We start from the raw sequence: 17,532 nt of genomic DNA, 5'->3' as shown, positions 1-17,532 counted from the left end.
CGCACGGGATCGGAATGATCCCTGATGCGCCCCGCCTTTCGTTTACATAGCCCGACCTATTGCGGGTGGTAGGTTGGTTTGTAATTCTTTGTCAGCGTCTCCCGGATCGCCGATTCGGGATAGAGGATGTTGCGCTCGCTTATTGCGACAAACGGTATCTGCCGCGTATCGCGGAGCGTTTGCAAGGTTCGGGGAGAGATGTGCAGATATTCGCAAACTTCCTCCCCAGTAAGATAGCACTCTGAGCCTATTAATGGCTGATAGTTCGCAGCAGCCAGTTGCAGGGTTTCTTCGGCCCGGTCGATCATAGCGAGCAACTCCCGGACTTCCTCGCTCTCCATCGTTAAATAGTCCGATTCCATGCTACATGATTGTCCGCGCCCGCAGAAACCCGGTTACGTCGGTTTCCCGGTAGAAGAACTTACCGCCGACATTCGAATAGGGCAGTACCCGCCTGTCGCGGTAGCTTTGGAGCGTGCGCTTGGAAATCCGTAACAACTGACAGACTTCCGGCCCATCCAGTCAGCCGTCAGGCGACGGCGGATTGTAACGCGTCCTTGTTCGTTGTGATTGAGCAGCCAATGTTTTCAGCCGTTCCGTGAGCGCTCTTCATACGCGCTCGTTCATGCAAATGCTTGTCATAAAAATTTGAATTAAAAGGTTTATTAAAATTTCGTTTGCATGGTAATACCGAATCAAAAGTCTTCAAAAGCGCGTCCGCCCCAAACCGTCCTAGGCCGTTTACTCTCGGTATCCCCGCAAACTTGACGACAAGATAAGGGGCAACTCGCTGTTTTGTACTGTTTACGCCCTCGTTTTCCCTCATTCGCCCTAATTGGCCTCATGAATCGGACGGATTCCGCGGCATAACTCCCGGCCTCTCCCCTCGGCGTTCCTGCAAACTTGGCGGCAAGATAAGGGCAGCGTCCCGACTTGGTGCTGTCCGGGTAGTGAACGGTTATGAACGGTGCTAATTGACCCCGAAAACCGGACAAAATCAGCCGCAGTTTCGGGGTATCAGTGCCAAAATCCAACATCCGGAGGTTTTGTCCATACTACGGAGCAGTTTTGCGCAGCAGGGCGCAATAATGTCAGTCGTGTAACAGATTGGCAAATTGTGTATTATCTTCGCCGCAAACCTTAAAATCCGACGTGTTTATGACTACCCGAACCATCCATTCCACCCCGACGATCTTCCGCCCGTCGTGAAGAGCCGCCCGCCCTGAAATCAACTCTCCGATCTCCCGCCTTTCGGGGTACTGACTTTCCCGCTCTGTCCGCCTGCGCCTTTGCGTGAGCGTCGATGCGGCACGTCCCGCGCGTGTTGCCCCTTACCATCGCCGACCTATGGCGGCGCGGTTTGAGGGGCAGACCCTGCGTGCCGTGTTCGGGGCTTTAGCCCCGGCATCGACCGCTCCCGAAAACAGAAGAAGCAAGGTTGTGTTTTCGTGCCACAAAAATCTGCCGTTGGCATTTTTTGCGACCACTTCAAACAACCTTGCTCTGCGAGGCCATCCCATTCGGACTGCTCCCGGCGCGGGTCGCATTCCGAACCGCCCGCCACTCCCTGCGGTCGCCGCGGGCTTGGGATTCGGGGCGTCTGCGACGCGGGTTTACGACCGTGCCCGCTTCACTCGTTTTACTCGGTCATCCGGCAACGGTCGGACGTGCGGCCATGCGCTGAACTAACACGGGTTCGCGCATGGCCGAGAACCGAAAGAACAAGGGCGGCAGACCGCCCAAAACCGCCGCCGCAAAGCACTCCGAAACCGTCCGTTTCCGCGTAACGGCCGCCCAGATGCAAACTTTGCAACAAAGCGCAGCGAAAGGCAGGCTGACCCTGTCGGAATATGCCCGGCAAATGGTGCTTGCCGGAAAAGTCATTGCCCCGGCCAGTCCCGAAGAACTGGGCCTGATCGCCGAGCTGACCCGCGAGAAGAACAACCTGAACCAGCTTGCCAAAGCCCAGAATGCCGCAGGAGCCGCAACGCGGGAAGCGGAGCTGATCCGGATCATCCGGTTTTACAATCGGATGATTGCCAAACTGAAAAGAGAGTAGCAATGATAGGAAAAATCGTAACGGGCAAATCGTTCGGCGGAGCCGTCGAGTATGTCCTCATGAAAGAGAAAGCCCGCCTGCTGGAGAGCGACGGGGTAGATACCGAAAGCATCCGGTCGATAATCGACGACTTCAACTTCCAGCGCAAGGCCCGCCGGGAGATTGCAAAGGTCGTGGGGCATATCTCGCTCTCGTTCCACCGGGACGATGCACCGACGCTGACCGACGAGCGGATGCGGGAACTGGCGGCGGCTTACATGGAGCGCATGGGAATTGCCGACACGCAGTATATTGTTGCCCGGCACAACGACACGGAACATCCCCACCTGCATATTATCTACAACCGGGTGAAATACGACCGGACGCTTGTGGCGGATAAGAACGAACGCCGCCGGAACGTCAAAGTCTGCAAACAGCTTAAACGCCGATACGGGCTGACATTCTCCAACGGCAGGCAAGACATAAAGACCGAACGGCTCCACGGAGCGGACAGGGTGCGACAGGAGGTATTCGACGCCATAACCCGCATCCTGCCCAAATGCGACCGGATAACCGACCTGTCGGCCAAGCTGAAACGGCAGGGGATCGGCATGCAGTTCATCCACCGGGGCAACGACCCGAAGAAAGCGGTTCAGGGCGTAACCTTTGCCAAAGACGGACTGACATTCAAAGGCTCGCAGGTAGACCGCAAATTCAGCTATGCCGGATTGTCGAAGACGATCCGCGAACGGGTCGAGACGTTGGCACGGGAAACGGCCGATGAGGAGATCAAATACATGCGGGAAAGACGGCGGGAGCAGGAACGCGACACAACGCCGAAGCCGCGGAAAGCAGAAAGGCCGCAACCGCCGCAGGTCAAGCGGGAAGAAACACCCCGCCTGCAACAGTCGCAGCAGACACAACCGGCTTCAGCCGTACCGAAACCCTCCGCGCCGCAGCAGGTCGAAATCGGCGGTACACGATTTACGCAGGAGCAATGGCGGCAGTTGCAGGAGAACCGGATGCTGCGGATAATCGTTCGCCACAGCGATGCAAATATGCTGCGCGAATACTGGTTCGACAATGCAGGAGGGGTGCAATACACCCTTATCGCCCTGCGCCGCAGGGATGAAGCCTTTACCCGTGAATTGGTTACGGCGACAAAAGGCTGTCGGCTGACGGTGCAGGAACAGAAACAGTTGTATTCCGAACAGGGGTTGATTAAGGCGTTCCGCAGACAGGACGGAACGCCTTACCGCCTCCGGTTCGGGGTGGAATCAAAGCCCGGACAGAAAGACATGCTGACCGAGTGCGTATTATCCGTGCAACAGCCGCAAGAGATGAAACCCGAGCCGAAATCGCAGGTGAAACCGGAACAGCAACAGAAACCGAGGCCGCAGGTAAAAACCTACAACTTAATATCTTCGAAACAGAAGAAGGGGCGGGGAATATAATAAAGCATTGGAGCTAATTTTTTTTGTTGATAAGAAACTTGATCTTTTCTATCTGATTAAGCTGCTTCGCAAATAAGTCAAATAATTTCAGACTCTCTTTAGCAATTATTTTTTCGTCAAAGAGTAAAATTGCCACAGTATTAACGTCAAGTTCCCCAATTGCTTTATAAATGTCTGGATATTTACTTCCATTCACTTTTGTTATATTGAGTAGATTATTATATGATGATATATTTGTTCTCAATTCTTTAAATCTTGCAACGAATTTAAGCTCTTCTTTGTTTCTATTATTACGAATTTCAGTCAACTTATCTTTTAATGCAATTTGCTGTTGAAATATTTTCTGCTGCAATGAATTATATTCTACACAATCTACCTCGCCATGACTTTGCATTTCTTCAAGTTGAGCTATATCTTTATTTTGGACGTCAATATCCGAGTCAAGGCTATCTGGGATAACATATCTGTCATTAAATTCTTTAAATGCATAAGTATGTTCCAGCATAAATTCTGAAATAGATTTACTATATCCACAAATATGATTCAAGGTGTCTGTTAATGCCTTTTGCTTTATGGATTTCTTCTCATCATATCGTTTGATAAAAAAGGTAATAAGACTACCAAGCCCTATCGCGCTTATAATAGTAATAAGTACTTCTTTCATTATATTGAGAGATATTTATTGATACGCTCTATGCAAATCCTTTCTGTAATATTGCGCAATAGTTCGATCTTGGGGACGAGGGCGTCGATGTCGGCTTTCGTTACAACGAATTTGTCATTGTAGCGTGCCTCCAGATAGGCGCGGCGCAACAGGTCGAACAGGCGTTTTTCTTCGTCCGTGTCGCAGGGGAATACTTTTGCCAGTTCCAACGTATAGGGTTTACATTTCCCGATCAGAAATTCAAGATCATGTTCTTTATATCCGTAAAGGATATAGACTAACGGAATAACCTTTAAATAATTTTCGGTAGCTTGGTGAAGAAGAAAAATTGCCTTATCGTATTTGGATACGTTATAGTATTGTAAAGCACCCCATAAATAATCGTTAGCGTCTGCTACTCGTTTATTATAATATTCCTCCGCCATTACCTTAATCTCCGCATAGTCCAATTCTTTTGGCGTGGTTAACTGACATTCGCCCGAATCGTAGAGCATGATTCCCTTTGCGACGATCTCGACGTAGAAATAACGGCCCATCGTCAGGGCGTCGTTCAGCTTGGAGATGCTTTCGTTGATAATCTGGGGTCGGGGCAGGTTCTCGTCGTTCTTCTCGGCTGCAAACCGCTCCCTAACGCGGGCCTCTACCGTGCTTTCCCGTTCTCCCAGCCGACGCTTGGTAACGACCAGCAGATCGTAGTCGCTCATGTAGATTGTCCGCACGCCGTAGTCGCGCCGTTCGTCGCGTTCGACATAGGTATTCGCCGCATAACTCCCGTATAGGATAATCATAACGACATCTTTCACCTCGTCGCGGATCAGTGCGGCCAATTCGCGTAAATCCCGCTGTTTGCGTTCGGGCAGAAAGTCGATGGAGTTCTTCATACCCACAAAATTAGCAAGATTTTTCCAAAAACACACGGCCCGTTGGTATTAGATTCGAAATTGTTCGTATATTTGTTTCACGATTTCTTGAAGCAGTTTCGTTGTATAGGGGCGGCAGAGGCCGTCCGGGAACAAACTGGCAAGCAACTACTATGCAAACTTCAAGGAATTATCTCGACTCGGCATAGCCGACGGACATAACATATAAAGGGTAAACAACTCTTTATACCGTTAAGCAAACGTGGAAACCTCTTGCGGGAGGGTTTGAATCAGGTATAATAGTTGTCAGTCCTTTTGTGTCCTGCCCTTTACGGGCGGGGCAGACAAGGGCGCAGGACAGCTTACTGATTCGGGTTTTCCACGACCTGCTTAACGGGGCTGCAAATGCGCCCCTTTTTTATTTCCATCCGGGGCGCACTCACACAAATCTCAACCCCGGTATTATGTCACGGCAAATCAATCGAAAAGAGGCGTTTTCGGCATTCGTCGGCCCTTGGTCGGCGGGTCTTGCCGTATCTGCCGGTGGCTTCACAAGGACGGCGGACATGGCCCTGAAATCTGGTAGTAACACGCAAGTAATCCCGTGCCCGGCCGTCCTTTTTATTTTGCGGATGCGGGCGACCGAAACGAATTCTTCAATCTGTGAAGTTGCGTCACTTGATTGTTTCGGCCCCGCATCCGCTTTTTAATCCGACAACCACAAACTATGGAACCTGCCTTTACCCTCGGCATCCTGTACGGCTGCGGCCGCAGTCTCCGCACGGCGCAGTATTTCGAACAACTCGCCGCATACTATCTGAAATCCATGTCGCGCGTCCGGGTGCTGATCGCCCTGACGGGCAAAGCCGAGCGGTCGGTTGCGGCCTGCCTTTTGGAACAACGGGCGAAGCACTCCGGGTTGGAGGTCGCCGTCGTGCTGACGGCCCGACAATGGCGGGAATATCTGCAAAACGTTTCGCACGGCAAAGCCGCCGAATGCAACCCGATAATCGACGCGGCGGATCGCCGGGAGGTGATGGAGCGGTGCGCGGAGCGTTTTTCGCCTCCGGAGCTGTTCCGGCTGTTTATCGAGCGTTGCGACCTGCTTGTTTTTCAAGAACACCATGCCGGAGCGCAGATGGTCGGACTGCTGCGCGAACTGCTGACGGATATGGCCGTGCCGCTGCCCGTGCAATACGAGCTGCTCCATCCCGGCTATGCGAGCCTGCATTATCCGGCCGACCGGAAGCAGTACCGAATATACGAAAGCCCCTATTACGATCCCTATCAGGAGATTCGGCAGAGCGTCGCCTACCTGCGGCGTAATAATTTCGTGATCCGGGCGGAACACCTGCCGACGGTCTTCGTGCGCAAATGGCGGTCCGAGCCACCGCCGGGATGGTATCATTACCTGACGACCCCGGACGATACGGACGCGATATTCCGCCTGCGGGAAACGCCGCGCCACGATCATCTTTCGCTCAAGGTGTTCGCATACGCCTATGCCGTAAGGCATGATATGTGGGCTGCAGGCCGGGCAACCCCGTCGGGAGCCGACGCGATAAGACGGTTCCGGCAATTCCGGCAACTGTTGGAGATCATAGCCGCCCGGCGGGAAGCGGGGGAGCGGGTGGAATCGTTCGACCTGATGGATTTCGACGGATACGATAAAATACTCCGCCAAAATAGATAGAATAAAAGATTTGTTTTTGTCTAAAAGATTGTGTATCTTTGTATTGACGCATAGAAATGCAGCAAGGCGCAAAAGGTGAGCTGCTTATCGGTAACCTAAAAAACTAAAGAACGCCGTAACATATTGATACATAACGGAAAGAAGCCGAAGGTTTGGTTTCCGTTTTCCGCTCGAAGAGGTCTTTTAAGGCCTCTTTTTTTGTTGGCGGACGAGCGCATATTGAAGCAAAACAGACTGTGTTTGCGGAAGGAAGGCAGCCATGCAAAGCATAAATATCAAAATCCGTAATTCCGGTAAGACAATCGGTAATGGAGTTAAGGCTCCCTGATTAATAAAGCTTTAATTTTGCCGGTAGAAATAAATAATGAAAGACAAATGAATCAGGATGTCCTCATATTGACCGGAGCCGGTCAGATCGGTATGGCAATAGCCTGTCGCATGAGCTATGGAAAGAAAATAGTCGTGGGCGATAAGAAGCCGGAAAATGCGGAGGATATTGCCCGGATCATGAACAATGCCGGGTTCGATGCAATACCCGTTGAAATGGACCTTTCATCCAGAGCATCCATATTGAGCCTGATTGCCGAGGCCCGGAAATACGGTGAGATTTCGATGCTTGTCAATGCGGCGGGCGTGTCGCCGTCGCAGGCTTCGATAGAAACCATATTGAAAGTGGACTTATACGGAACGGCCGTTCTGCTCGAAGAAGTCGGTAAGGTTATCAAAGAGGATGGTGTCGGCGTTACGATTTCCAGCCAATCGGGACATCGGATGCCTGCACTGACCGCCGCCGAGGACGAACAACTGGCCTGCACACCGACAGAGGAACTGCTCTCGCTCGATATTCTTCAACCTCGAAATATCCGGGATACGTTGCACGCCTACCAGATGGCCAAACGCTGCAACGTGAAACGGGTAATGGCCGAGGCCGTGAAATGGGGCGAACGGGATGCCCGTATCAACTCGATCTCTCCGGGGATCGTCGTAACCCCGCTGGCATTGGATGAGTTCAACGGGCCGCGAGGGGATTTTTACAAGAATATGTTCGCCAAATGTCCGGCAGGGCGTCCCGGTACGGCGGATGAGATTGCGAATGTGGCCGAGCTGCTGATAAGCGACCGGGGAGCGTTTATTACGGGAGCCGATTTCCTGATCGACGGCGGCGCTACGGCATCCTACTTTTATGGAGCTCTGAAACCCGAAAACGACTGACGGACTGAAAAAACTTGGAATACAAGTTTTTTCAATTCAACCATCTATATTCATTCGGAGCCGTTCCGGTTATCTTTTTGAAAAGGAAACAGAAATACTGCACCGAAGGAAATCCGAGTTCGCGTACTATTCGGGAGACAGGCTCGCCCGAAGAGCGCAGTTTCGCCTTTGCCAACTCGATACGTTTCAGTTGGATATGGCAGTTGTGCGTATGTCCGAGGCGTAGGAAAAGCAGATCGTTGAAATAGGCCTCCGACAAATGGAGCTGTTCGGCACAACAGGCTGATGTGAGGGGCATCTGCGCAAGTTTTCCTTCGCCTATATACTGTTCGACAAGGTTTTCATATTGCCGGATCAACAGTTCGTCAGCCGGCTCGCGGACAATGAACTGCCGTTCGTAAAAACGGGTCGCATAGTCCAGCAGGCGGGTGATATGCCGTATCAGGATCGTACGTTTGTAGGCATCCGCACCTCGAAGAAGCTCCCTGCGGATATCATCGGCACACGAAGCGAGGATTCGTTTCTCTTCCTTGGATACATGCAATGCCTCCTTGAGTGCATATGAGAAAAATGTATATTCTTCGATACGCTTTTCTAAAGTTCGCCCTTCGAACAGCTCGGGATGGAACGCAACCGTCCACAGACCGGATTCCGGGATTTTCTTGCAGACTGCACCGGCCCGGTAGCAGACGAATGTTCCGTCGCAATAGTCGTAATGCTGCCGGCCGTATCGTGCGCAGGATTCAGCCGGGGTATTCATTAATATCAGACAATAATATCCCGACCGGCACAGATGCGGAACAGTAGCACACGGATCGGCTGCGTCGTCGATATAAAGTCCGGGGAATTGCAGTTCGTTCATCGCCTTTCGTATCGCATCTAACGCTGAGCGCGAAATTCATTGGGCGTACAGCCCGTCACCCGTTTGAACATCCGGCTCAGATGCTGCGGATATTGGAATCCCAGCGCGTAAGCAATTTCACTCGTTGTCTTGTCCGTGCCGAGCAGGGCTTCCTTGGCCCGCCCGATCAGTTTGTTCTGGACATATTCCGAAGCGGTCTGTCCCGTCTGTTTACGGATCATATCGCCGAAATAATTCGCCGACAGAAACACTTTATCGGCAAAATACCTGACGGTCGGCAATCCCTCGCGTACCGGAGCGTCGCTGTCGAAATACTCGTCCAGCAGTCGTTCGAAACGGACGACAATGTCTTTGTTCACCTCTTCGCGTGTGGTGAACTGCCGTTCGTAGAAACGCATACAGTAGTCGAGCAGCAGCCCGATATTGGCACAGATCAGCCGGCGGCTGTGTTTGTCGATACTGTGTTTCAACTCCGCCTCGATTTTGTGCAGACAGTCCATGACGGTGGCCCGTTCCTCCTCCGACAGGTGCAGCGCCTCACGGGTCGCATAAGAGAAGAACGAGTAGTTCTTGATCTCCTGACCGAGCGCCGTACCCCGAATCAGGTCGGGATGGAACAGAATGCCGTGGGCTTTAGGCCGGACGTTTTTCTGCATCTCGGTCTCCGTTACCTGACCGGGGGCGAAACTGACAATCGTGCCCTCCTGATAGTCGTAACTCTGGCGTCCGTATAGGATGTTCCCGCAGTAGGTGTCTTTCAGATAAAGGGCATATACCCCGTAGTTGATCTTAATGTGTTCCGGCCACTGCGTTGCCTGCGACAGATCGACCACACTCACCAGCGGATGCCGTGTCTCGAGTCCGAACAGTTTGTTGTATTTATCTACTGAATCGAGTTTCATGACTTCTTCCATAAGCCTTCGTTTAATCTCTTTCGGGCAAAAATAATTCATTTGATACGAATTCCGTACGGCCCGGTCGCAGAATCGGGAATTTAGGTATGAATATCCGTAAATCGTATACAAGCCGGCTTGTTTTATCACGGTAATTTTGCAATTGGAAAATCGCTCCAAGAGGGGCCGTTCACCGAAAGTCAAATAGATAAATAGAAACAAGGATGATAAAAACGATACTGGGTATTCTGTCGCTGTCGGTCATGCTGTCGTGCAGTACGGCGGTGAAGGAGCATGCCGCTCAACCCGATATTATGGAAACGAACAAGAAAAATCTCGGAAGCCTGCCGGCGCTCTATCCCAAACCGATGACAGTCGTCGGGGCGGAGGTCGAAGGGAAGGTGAACTGGCTCGTGGTGGGACACACCGGAGTTATCGGCCACGACCGGATACTGGTCAGCATGAGTAAAAGCCACCATACCAATCAGGGCATCAAGAAATCGAAACGACTTTCCGTCAATCTCGTGAGCCGCGAGATGCTGCCGAAGGCCGACTATGTAGGAAGTGTCAGCGGAGCGGCAGTCGATAAGTCGGAGGTTTTCGCCTACCACACCGGCGAATACGGCACGCCCGTCATCGACGCGTCGCCTTTGACGATGGAGTGCGAAGTGGTGGATATTTACGAAACCGACGGCTTCGACAATTTCATTTGTGCCGTAGTCAATACATACGCCGCTTCCGACGTGCTCGACGGCAACGGCAGGCTCGACTATACGCGGCTGAAACCCGTGCTGTTCGAGTTCCCGACCTACTCCTACCTTGCCACGGGAGAGGTGATCGGCAAATGCCTGAATCTGGACAAGCAGCCGGGGATGTGCGCCAAAGAGCCAATGGCGGCCGACGGCATCGTAAGGCTGTCGAAGATAGAGGTTTATCCGCAGTATCTCGACGAGTATATGCAATATGCGACCGAAGTGGGCGAAATCTCCCTGCGCACCGAACCGGGCGTACTGACGATGTACGCCGTCGGCGAAAAGGAGAATCCCTGCAAGGTAACGATTCTCGAAACCTATGCGAACCGCGGGGCGTACGAGAAGCACATCGCCTCGGAACACTTCCGGAAATACAAGCAGGCAACGCTGCACATGGTCAAATCGCTGGTGTTGTCCGACCAGACGCCGCTCAATCCGGCGAACAAACTCAATAACTTCATGCAATAAATACAACGATTATGAACAAAATTCTTTTAGCAACAGTATTTAGCATCTTAACTCTTCATGTTATGGCACAAGAAAAGATTGTACAGACGGCAGGGCGAACCCAACTCGGCGAGTTCGCACCCAAATTCGCGGAACTCAACGACGACGTCCTCTTCGGCGAAGTGTGGAGCCGCACCGACCGCCTCGGTCTGCGCGACCGCAGTCTGGTAACGATTACCTCGCTCATCAGTCAGGGTATTACCGACAACTCGCTCGTCTACCACCTCCAGTCGGCAAAGAAGAACGGTATTACCCGTACCGAGATTGCCGAAATCATCACTCATATCGGTTTCTATGCGGGTTGGCCGAAGGCTTGGGCGGCGTTCAATCTGGCCAAAGGCGTATGGGCGGAAGACTCGGCCGGCGAAGATGCCAAAGCCGCGTTCCAGCGTGAGATGATTTTCCCCATCGGCGAACCGAACACGGCATACGCCCAGTACTTCATCGGCGACAGCTACCTCGCTCCGGTCTCGCGCGAGCAGGCAAATATCTCCAACGTCACTTTCGAACCCCGTTGCCGCAACAACTGGCATATTCACAAGGCTGCGAAAGGCGGCGGACAGATGCTTATCGGTGTGGCCGGACGCGGCTGGTATCAGGAAGAGGGCAAGCCGGCGGTAGAGATTCTGCCCGGTACGGTAATCCATATCCCGGCTAACGTGAAACACTGGCACGGAGCGGCGGCAGACAGTTGGTTCGCTCATCTGGCGTTCGAGGTTCCGGGGGAAAATGCCTCCAACGAGTGGCTCGAACCGGTGACGGACGAGGAGTACGACCGACTTAAATAACGATGAAAAAGCTATTATTGATTCCCCTGATGCTGCTGACCGTCCTGCCGATGGCAGCCTGCGGCGGTTCAGACGATGAGCCGGTCAAGCCCGGACGACCCGAAATTCCCGAACAGCCGGGAGAGGGAGATGACGATGAACCCGAAACGCCCGGCATCCCTTCATTGCATATAAACATCTTAGTCGGCGACCGCACCGTCACCGCCACGATGGAGGACAATGCCGCCGCACGGGATTTTCTCGCACGCCTGCCCCTCGGGACGACACTGAACGATTATAACAACACGACGGAGAAGATTTTCTATCCCTCCCCGGCGCTGACGACCGAAGGCGTCACGCCCGGCTGTGCTCCCGCACCCGGCGATATAACCATCTATGTCCCGTGGGGCAACGTGGCGATTTTCTGCAAGAGCTGGTCGTACAGCCGCGACCTGATTAAAATCGGCCGTATCGACGGGAACGGTATCGAGGCGTTGAGCGTAGCCGGAGATATACCCGTAAAATTTATAAAGAGAGCGGAAAAGTAATCACCGAATTGAAAACAGGAATAATATGAAAGTAATATCGAATACGGAATTCGGAGGCGAGCGGCCTTTGTTCGAATCGCACGATCTCCGGTTGGAGAACGTCGTCATCCGCGCCGGAGAATCGGCCATCAAGGAGTGTAGCAACATCGAAGCCGTCGACTGCCGGTTCGAGGGAAATTATCCCTTTTGGCATGTGCACGGGTTCGTTATAGACCGTTGTTTCTTCGATGTCGGCGGACGTTCGGCGCTGTGGTACTCCGACCATCTGAAAATGACGGACACACGCATCGACGCACCCAAAATGTTCCGCGAGATGCACGACATCGAAATCGAGAACGTGGAGATGAACGATGCCGACGAAGTGTTCTGGCGTTGCCGGAATCTGAACATCAAGAATCTGAAACTGCACGGCGGCACCTACCCGTTCCTGTTCAGCAGCGACATCCGCATCAACGGATTGGAGAGCGACAGCAAATACGTCTTCCAGTATGTGAAGAACGTGGAGATTCATAACGCCAAGATTACCACGAAGGACGCCTTCTGGGAGGTGGAGAACGTGACGATCTACGACTCCGAGCTCAACGGCGAATATCTGGGCTGGCATTCGCACAACCTTCGGCTGGTGAACTGTCACATTACCGGCGAACAGCCGCTCTGCTATGCCCGCGACCTCGTGTTGGAAAACTGCACCTTCGGCCCCGACTGCGACCGGGCTTTCGAGTACAGTTCGGTGCAGGCGACCATCCGGGGTGCGATAGGCGGAGTGAAAAATCCGCGGACCGGCTGTATCATTGCGGACAGCTACGGGGAGATCATCCTCGACGAGAATATCAAGGCTCCGGCCGATTGCGAGCTGATATGCCGGGGCGAGAAAACCGGTCTCGCCGGCTGAAAACGTTGCGGACCGCCTGATGGAAACGGAAAAAAGAGAGACCGATCACCTGTTGTCGCTTATCCGCAACGGAGAAAAGATGACGCTGGGGCAGCAGTTGCGCCTGACTGCATACCTCAGCGTCCCGGCCATTATGGCGCAGGTGTCCTCCATCGCCATGCAGTATATCGACGCCTCGATGGTGGGCAGTCTGGGGGCGAATGCCGCCGCTTCCATCGGGCTGGTATCGACCACGACATGGCTCTTCTGGGGATTGTGCGCAGCCGCCGCGACGGGATTTTCCGTACAGGTGGCGCACCGGATCGGAGCAGGGGATTTTGCAGGAGCCCGAAAGATACTCCGCCAGTCGGTCGCGGCCACGCTTGTTTTCAGTTCCCTGCTGGCGTTGGCCGGCATCACCATCGGCGGCGTGCTTCCCGGATGGCTGGGCGGCGACGAGGCGATACGGGGCGATTCGTCCCTCTATTTTAGGATATTCTCGCTTTTCCTGCCGGCCCTGCAACTGAACTTCCTTGCGGGAGGTATGTTGCGTTGCAGCGGAAATATGCGCGTCCCGAGCATGCTGAACGTGCTGATGTGCCTTTTGGATGTCGTGTTCAACTTCCTGCTGATTTTCCCCGCACGGCAGGTGGAATGGCTGGGAGTGGAATTCACCGCTCCCGGGGCAGGCTTGGGGGTGGAAGGCGCGGCATTGGGAACGGTATTGGCCGAACTCGTCACCGCCGGCGGGATGATGAGGTATCTTTGCCGCCGCTCGCCCATGCTGAAACTGACCGGAGAGCGGGGTAGTTTCCGGCCCCGGAAAGAGACGCTGCGCAAGGCGGTCCGCATCTCCCTGCCGATGGGATTCGAGCATATGGCCATTTGCGGGGCGCAGATCGCAACGACGGTCATCGTCGCTCCGCTCGGCATCGTAGCCATTGCCGCCAACTCGTTCGCCATCATCGCCGAAAGCCTCTGCTATATGCCCGGCTACGGCATCTCGGAGGCGGCCACGACGCTGGTCGGGCAGAGCCTCGGGGCGAACCGCATCCGGCTGCTCAAGCGCTTTGCCAATATCACCGTCTGGTCGGGGATGCTGATTATGGGCGTCATGGGAGCGCTGATGTATGCGGCGGCCCCGCAAATCATCGGTGTGATGACGCCCGTGGAGGAAATCCGCACGTTGGGAATTGAAATCTTACGGATAGAAGCCTTTGCCGAACCGATGTTCGCGGCTTCGATCGTTGCCTACGGCGTATTCGTGGGTGTCGGAAGTACGTTCGTACCCAGCCTGATGAACTTCGGCAGCATCTGGGGCGTGCGGCTGACGCTGGCGGCATGGCTCGCCCCCACGATGGGGTTGCGCGGCGTGTGGCTCGCCATGTGCATCGAGCTTTGCTTCCGGGGAGCGATATTCCTCACGAGACTGTGGGGCGGCAACTGGATTTATAAATTACGCATAAAAAGATAAGTTATGAACTACGATTTCGATACGGTTGTCCCGCGCCGCGGGACGAACTCCTACAAATGGGATACTCCCGAAGAGGAGCATGTGCTGCCCATGTGGGTGGCGGATATGGATTTCCGCACGGCGCCGGCTGTTGTGGAAGCCTTGCAGAAGCGGGTGGCGCACGGCATTTTCGGTTATACCAAAGTGCCCGAAGCCTATTACGACGCGGTCGTCCGGTGGTTCGAGGGCCGTCATCGCTGGCGGATCGATCCCCAGTGGATAATCTATACGAGCGGCGTCGTGCCGGCTCTGTCGGCCATCATCAAGGCGCTGACCGCACCGGGCGACAAAGTAATCGTCCAGACCCCGGCATACAACTGCTTCTATTCGTCGATCCGCAACGACGGATGCTTCCTCTCGGCCAACAACCTCGTTTACAGGGACGGTCGCTACACGATCGACTTCGACGACCTCGAAGCGAAAGCGGCCGATCCGAAGGCGAGACTGCTGTTGTTGTGCAATCCCCACAATCCGGTCGGACGGGTCTGGACGCCGGAGGAACTGCGGCGCATCGGCGACATCTGTCTGCGCAACGGGGTGTTTGTCGTGGCGGACGAGATTCATTGCGAGCTGACCTACGAGGGGCATGACTACACGCCCTTCGGCTCTCTGTCCGAACGCTTCCGGCAAAACTCCGTGACCTGCCTCTCGCCGAGCAAGGCGTTCAATCTGGCCGGACTGCAAATCGCCAGCATCGTCGCGGCCGACGAGGAGGTGCGCCGCCGTATCGACCGTGCCATCAACATCAACGAGGTGTGCGACGTCAATCCGTTCGGCGTAGCGGCCACAATAGCCGCCTATAACGAAAGCGGGGAATGGCTCGATGCCCTGCGGAAATACCTGCGGGAGAATTACGAATACCTCTGCCGCTTTTTCGCCGAAAGGCTGCCGCAATATCCCGTGCTGCCGCTCGAAGGGACTTATCTGGTCTGGATAGACTGCCGGGCATCGGGTATCGGTTCGGACGCCACGACCCTGCGGCTGCAGGAGGAACAAAAACTGATGGTCAACTCCGGTACGATGTACGGCCCGGGCGGCGAAGGGTTCATCCGCCTGAATATCGCCTGCCCCCGGACACTGCTTGCCGACGGGCTGGAACGGATTCTCTTTAATTTATATTAGCATAAAGCCTCCAGAGAATTTTTCTACTGGGGGCTTTACGCTTCATGACATCAAGTATGGCTTTTGAGATTATTTGCTTAAATCTACCATAACCCGGTTCCCGCCGTCTTAGAACATTCCAACTCCAATAATCCTTTTTTTGCATCAAGGCCGCCTCCGTATCCCGTGAGTTTATGATTGCTGCCGATTACCCGGTGGCAGGGTACGAAGATGGAGATAGGATTGGTAGCGTTTGCCGACGCGACTGCACGCACAGCCTTCGGATTGTGGATGCGGCGAGCAAGTTCGCCATAAGACAGGGTCGTTCCATAGGGTATTTTCATCAGCTCTTCCCATACGGTACATTGAAATTCCGAGCCGGTAAAGACAACGGGGATGTCGAACGTCTTACGGTGTCCGGCAAAATATTCTTCGAGTTCCCCGATCGCCCGTTCGATGATGTCGGAAGTTCCCTCTTCGTACTTCGCACGCAGATGTCGCTGTATGCGGCGGTCTATCGTACTGCGGCGTTTCTCCACCGCCCAATCGCAAATACACAGCTTGTCACCGTAAGAACCGACAAGCATCTCGCCCACGGGTGATTGATACCGTGTAATTTTGATAGTTTCCATATTGTTCCTTTTATTGTTGTGAAATTCTTTCATACATATTTTACATGGTCTGTATCCGGCTTGTAAGGCATCATTGCCGTATCTATTTTCTATCGTGGAAATATTCGTTGGAGTCCGCCGGAGCCTCATTCCGATTGGAATCGTCATATTCCCTTATGACGGAAGCGACGGTGATTCGATAATTTTCAAAAAGCCTTTTACGTCCTTCCGATTGGCTCATGCGGTGGTGAAGTTCATTGCGCCACTTTTCAACGGATTCTTCGTTCTCCCATACATTCAGCGACAACAGCTTGCCTTCTTCATTCAGGCTGCCGAACCGTTCGGAACGAATAAAACCCTCCGCATTTGAAAGCAACGGCTTTAATTGGGCGGCGAGTTCGAGATAGCGCACTTTACCCTCTGCCGTTGGCGTTACTTCAAAAAGAACAACCACTTTCTCGTGGCTGTTTTCTGTATTCTTCATCATTGGGTTTCTATAATTTCTGTTGTTCGTCCTATGGTTCTTCCACAATCTTGACTGCCATCTTCCGGGCGTTCTTCAAATCGCCTGCAATGATGTATCTCAACAACTTCTCGTGAGAAGATTGTGAATTTACGAAGCAATCCGGACCATCGTAAATACGGTTGAACTCCGAAAGCAGATGCAGGGAAGCGGAACGGTAAATGTCTGCCAATATTCGGTTGTGAGTGGCATCGGCAATGGCGATGTGGAAATTCAGGTCGGCTTCGATGCATTCTTTCAACCGGTCGTTTTTCGCGTTTGCCTTTCTTGCTTCAAGGGAGGACTGCATTCGTTCTATATCTTTTCCCGTTCTTCTTGCCACGGCTTTCTCCACGATTGCAATATCCAAAATTTTCCTCACCTCATCGAGTTCCGTCCGGTCGGCGATACTCATATTTATGCTGCCTCTATTATCATCGGGTGCTTCGGCGACAAATGTTCCCGCCCCTTGCCGGACTTGGACAACACCCATGTTTACCAACAATTTTACCGCTTCACGGATACTCGATCGTCCGACTTTGAACGTTTTCATCAACTCCGGTTCGGTCGGAAGTTTATCCCCGATTGTATAAACTCCTTCCGCAACCTGTTGTTTCAACTGCTCGGCTACCATATCGGCCAAAGACTTCTTCTGTATAATCATATATCTACCTCTCTTTTATT

General features: G+C 53.2%; 19 protein-coding genes. 10 read left to right on the top strand and 9 right to left on the bottom strand.

Annotation, left to right across the window (positions count from 1 at the left end):
• Positions 1 to 56: 56 nt before the first annotated feature.
• Both BN5935_RS11920 and BN5935_RS14965 read right to left on the bottom strand, forming a co-directional pair.
• Positions 57 to 362 carry a helix-turn-helix domain-containing protein gene (locus BN5935_RS11920; protein ID WP_064976281.1) on the bottom strand — a complete coding sequence of 102 codons (306 nt, stop codon included), beginning with the start codon at positions 360 to 362 and terminating at the stop codon, positions 57 to 59.
• A gap of 1 nt (position 363) precedes the next feature.
• Complete coding sequence (locus tag BN5935_RS14965; protein ID WP_082944130.1) at positions 364 to 522, bottom strand: helix-turn-helix domain-containing protein; 159 nt, start codon at positions 520 to 522, stop codon at positions 364 to 366.
• A gap of 1,180 nt (positions 523 to 1,702) precedes the next feature.
• Between BN5935_RS14965 and BN5935_RS11915 the strand changes: the two genes are divergently transcribed.
• Positions 1,703 to 2,059: a plasmid mobilization protein gene (locus BN5935_RS11915; protein ID WP_064976280.1), complete on the top strand. Its 357-nt coding sequence runs from the start codon at positions 1,703 to 1,705 to the stop codon at positions 2,057 to 2,059.
• A gap of 2 nt (positions 2,060 to 2,061) precedes the next feature.
• A complete protein-coding gene (locus tag BN5935_RS11910; RefSeq protein WP_064976279.1) occupies positions 2,062 to 3,492 on the top strand; it encodes a relaxase/mobilization nuclease domain-containing protein in 1,431 nt (476 codons plus the stop codon).
• Positions 3,493 to 3,505: 13 nt separating this feature from the next.
• Here BN5935_RS11910 and BN5935_RS11905 read toward each other — a convergent pair whose 3' ends face one another.
• Positions 3,506 to 4,156, bottom strand: a complete 651-nt coding sequence (locus BN5935_RS11905; protein ID WP_064976278.1) for a hypothetical protein — start codon at positions 4,154 to 4,156, stop codon at positions 3,506 to 3,508.
• Positions 4,156 to 5,037 carry a HEPN domain-containing protein gene (locus BN5935_RS11900; RefSeq protein WP_064976277.1) on the bottom strand — a complete coding sequence of 294 codons (882 nt, stop codon included), beginning with the start codon at positions 5,035 to 5,037 and terminating at the stop codon, positions 4,156 to 4,158. Before BN5935_RS11900 ends, BN5935_RS11905 begins: the two co-directional genes overlap by 1 nt.
• Before the next feature lie 706 nt (positions 5,038 to 5,743).
• Here BN5935_RS11900 and BN5935_RS11895 point away from each other — a divergent pair.
• Positions 5,744 to 6,709: a hypothetical protein gene (locus tag BN5935_RS11895; protein ID WP_064976276.1), complete on the top strand. Its 966-nt coding sequence runs from the start codon at positions 5,744 to 5,746 to the stop codon at positions 6,707 to 6,709.
• Positions 6,710 to 7,084: 375 nt separating this feature from the next.
• Positions 7,085 to 7,921, top strand: a complete 837-nt coding sequence (locus tag BN5935_RS11890; RefSeq protein ID WP_064976275.1) for an SDR family oxidoreductase — start codon at positions 7,085 to 7,087, stop codon at positions 7,919 to 7,921.
• A gap of 31 nt (positions 7,922 to 7,952) precedes the next feature.
• Here BN5935_RS11890 and BN5935_RS11885 read toward each other — a convergent pair whose 3' ends face one another.
• Together BN5935_RS11885 and BN5935_RS11880 are read right to left on the bottom strand one after the other, a co-directional pair.
• Entirely contained in the window at positions 7,953 to 8,783 is an 831-nt protein-coding gene (locus BN5935_RS11885; RefSeq protein ID WP_064976274.1) for a helix-turn-helix domain-containing protein, read from the bottom strand.
• Positions 8,784 to 8,800: 17 nt separating this feature from the next.
• Complete coding sequence (locus BN5935_RS11880; RefSeq protein ID WP_064976273.1) at positions 8,801 to 9,697, bottom strand: helix-turn-helix domain-containing protein; 897 nt, start codon at positions 9,695 to 9,697, stop codon at positions 8,801 to 8,803.
• Between the two features lie 203 nt (positions 9,698 to 9,900).
• On the opposite strand from BN5935_RS11880, the gene BN5935_RS11875 reads away from it, so the two are divergent.
• The 6 genes from BN5935_RS11875 to BN5935_RS11850 are packed head-to-tail and all read left to right on the top strand — an operon-like array spanning position 9,901 to position 15,756.
• Positions 9,901 to 10,896, top strand: a complete 996-nt coding sequence (locus tag BN5935_RS11875) for a flavin reductase (protein ID WP_064976272.1) — start codon at positions 9,901 to 9,903, stop codon at positions 10,894 to 10,896.
• Between the two features lie 11 nt (positions 10,897 to 10,907).
• Positions 10,908 to 11,723 (top strand): carboxymuconolactone decarboxylase family protein, encoded by an 816-nt coding sequence (locus BN5935_RS11870; protein WP_082944129.1) that lies wholly within the window; start codon positions 10,908 to 10,910, stop codon positions 11,721 to 11,723.
• 2 nt (positions 11,724 to 11,725) lie between these two features.
• A complete protein-coding gene (locus BN5935_RS11865) occupies positions 11,726 to 12,250 on the top strand; it encodes a cyclophilin-like fold protein (protein ID WP_064976270.1) in 525 nt (174 codons plus the stop codon).
• A gap of 25 nt (positions 12,251 to 12,275) precedes the next feature.
• On the top strand, positions 12,276 to 13,142 hold the full coding sequence (locus tag BN5935_RS11860) for a DUF3737 family protein (protein ID WP_064976269.1): 867 nt from the start codon (positions 12,276 to 12,278) through the stop codon (positions 13,140 to 13,142).
• A 19-nt stretch (positions 13,143 to 13,161) separates the two neighbouring features.
• Positions 13,162 to 14,595, top strand: a complete 1,434-nt coding sequence (locus BN5935_RS11855; protein ID WP_064976268.1) for an MATE family efflux transporter — start codon at positions 13,162 to 13,164, stop codon at positions 14,593 to 14,595.
• A gap of 3 nt (positions 14,596 to 14,598) precedes the next feature.
• Entirely contained in the window at positions 14,599 to 15,756 is a 1,158-nt protein-coding gene (locus BN5935_RS11850) for a MalY/PatB family protein (RefSeq protein WP_064976267.1), read from the top strand.
• A gap of 83 nt (positions 15,757 to 15,839) precedes the next feature.
• Here BN5935_RS11850 and BN5935_RS11845 read toward each other — a convergent pair whose 3' ends face one another.
• From BN5935_RS11845 to BN5935_RS11835, 3 genes are all read right to left on the bottom strand, one after another.
• Positions 15,840 to 16,367 carry a methylated-DNA--[protein]-cysteine S-methyltransferase gene (locus tag BN5935_RS11845; protein ID WP_064976941.1) on the bottom strand — a complete coding sequence of 176 codons (528 nt, stop codon included), beginning with the start codon at positions 16,365 to 16,367 and terminating at the stop codon, positions 15,840 to 15,842.
• Positions 16,368 to 16,449: 82 nt separating this feature from the next.
• On the bottom strand, positions 16,450 to 16,833 hold the full coding sequence (locus BN5935_RS11840; RefSeq protein WP_204244911.1) for an antibiotic biosynthesis monooxygenase family protein: 384 nt from the start codon (positions 16,831 to 16,833) through the stop codon (positions 16,450 to 16,452).
• A 28-nt stretch (positions 16,834 to 16,861) separates the two neighbouring features.
• Positions 16,862 to 17,512 carry a FadR/GntR family transcriptional regulator gene (locus BN5935_RS11835; RefSeq protein ID WP_064976266.1) on the bottom strand — a complete coding sequence of 217 codons (651 nt, stop codon included), beginning with the start codon at positions 17,510 to 17,512 and terminating at the stop codon, positions 16,862 to 16,864.
• Positions 17,513 to 17,532: the final 20 nt, after the last annotated feature.

The sequence above is a fragment of the Alistipes provencensis genome, from assembly GCF_900083545.1.
In the GTDB taxonomy this organism is placed as follows: domain Bacteria; phylum Bacteroidota; class Bacteroidia; order Bacteroidales; family Rikenellaceae; genus Alistipes; species Alistipes provencensis.
Note: the sequence above shows the minus strand (reverse complement) of the source record. Positions and strands in the feature narration are given on the sequence as shown.

Excerpts from the sequence above, each read along its gene's own strand:
- BN5935_RS11920 (WP_064976281.1), bottom strand. The coding sequence starts at position 362 with ATGGAATCGGACTATTTAACGATGGAGAGCGAGGAAGTCCGGGAGTTG.
- BN5935_RS11915 (WP_064976280.1), top strand. The coding sequence starts at position 1,703 with ATGGCCGAGAACCGAAAGAACAAGGGCGGCAGACCGCCCAAAACCGCC.
- BN5935_RS11910 (WP_064976279.1), top strand. The coding sequence starts at position 2,062 with ATGATAGGAAAAATCGTAACGGGCAAATCGTTCGGCGGAGCCGTCGAG.
- BN5935_RS11905 (WP_064976278.1), bottom strand. The coding sequence starts at position 4,156 with ATGAAAGAAGTACTTATTACTATTATAAGCGCGATAGGGCTTGGTAGT.
- BN5935_RS11900 (WP_064976277.1), bottom strand. The coding sequence starts at position 5,037 with ATGAAGAACTCCATCGACTTTCTGCCCGAACGCAAACAGCGGGATTTA.
- BN5935_RS11895 (WP_064976276.1), top strand. The coding sequence starts at position 5,744 with ATGGAACCTGCCTTTACCCTCGGCATCCTGTACGGCTGCGGCCGCAGT.
- BN5935_RS11890 (WP_064976275.1), top strand. The coding sequence starts at position 7,085 with ATGAATCAGGATGTCCTCATATTGACCGGAGCCGGTCAGATCGGTATG.
- BN5935_RS11885 (WP_064976274.1), bottom strand. The coding sequence starts at position 8,783 with ATGAACGAACTGCAATTCCCCGGACTTTATATCGACGACGCAGCCGAT.
- BN5935_RS11880 (WP_064976273.1), bottom strand. The coding sequence starts at position 9,697 with ATGGAAGAAGTCATGAAACTCGATTCAGTAGATAAATACAACAAACTG.
- BN5935_RS11875 (WP_064976272.1), top strand. The coding sequence starts at position 9,901 with ATGATAAAAACGATACTGGGTATTCTGTCGCTGTCGGTCATGCTGTCG.
- BN5935_RS11870 (WP_082944129.1), top strand. The coding sequence starts at position 10,908 with ATGAACAAAATTCTTTTAGCAACAGTATTTAGCATCTTAACTCTTCAT.
- BN5935_RS11865 (WP_064976270.1), top strand. The coding sequence starts at position 11,726 with ATGAAAAAGCTATTATTGATTCCCCTGATGCTGCTGACCGTCCTGCCG.
- BN5935_RS11860 (WP_064976269.1), top strand. The coding sequence starts at position 12,276 with ATGAAAGTAATATCGAATACGGAATTCGGAGGCGAGCGGCCTTTGTTC.
- BN5935_RS11855 (WP_064976268.1), top strand. The coding sequence starts at position 13,162 with ATGGAAACGGAAAAAAGAGAGACCGATCACCTGTTGTCGCTTATCCGC.
- BN5935_RS11850 (WP_064976267.1), top strand. The coding sequence starts at position 14,599 with ATGAACTACGATTTCGATACGGTTGTCCCGCGCCGCGGGACGAACTCC.
- BN5935_RS11845 (WP_064976941.1), bottom strand. The coding sequence starts at position 16,367 with ATGGAAACTATCAAAATTACACGGTATCAATCACCCGTGGGCGAGATG.
- BN5935_RS11840 (WP_204244911.1), bottom strand. The coding sequence starts at position 16,833 with ATGATGAAGAATACAGAAAACAGCCACGAGAAAGTGGTTGTTCTTTTT.
- BN5935_RS11835 (WP_064976266.1), bottom strand. The coding sequence starts at position 17,512 with ATGATTATACAGAAGAAGTCTTTGGCCGATATGGTAGCCGAGCAGTTG.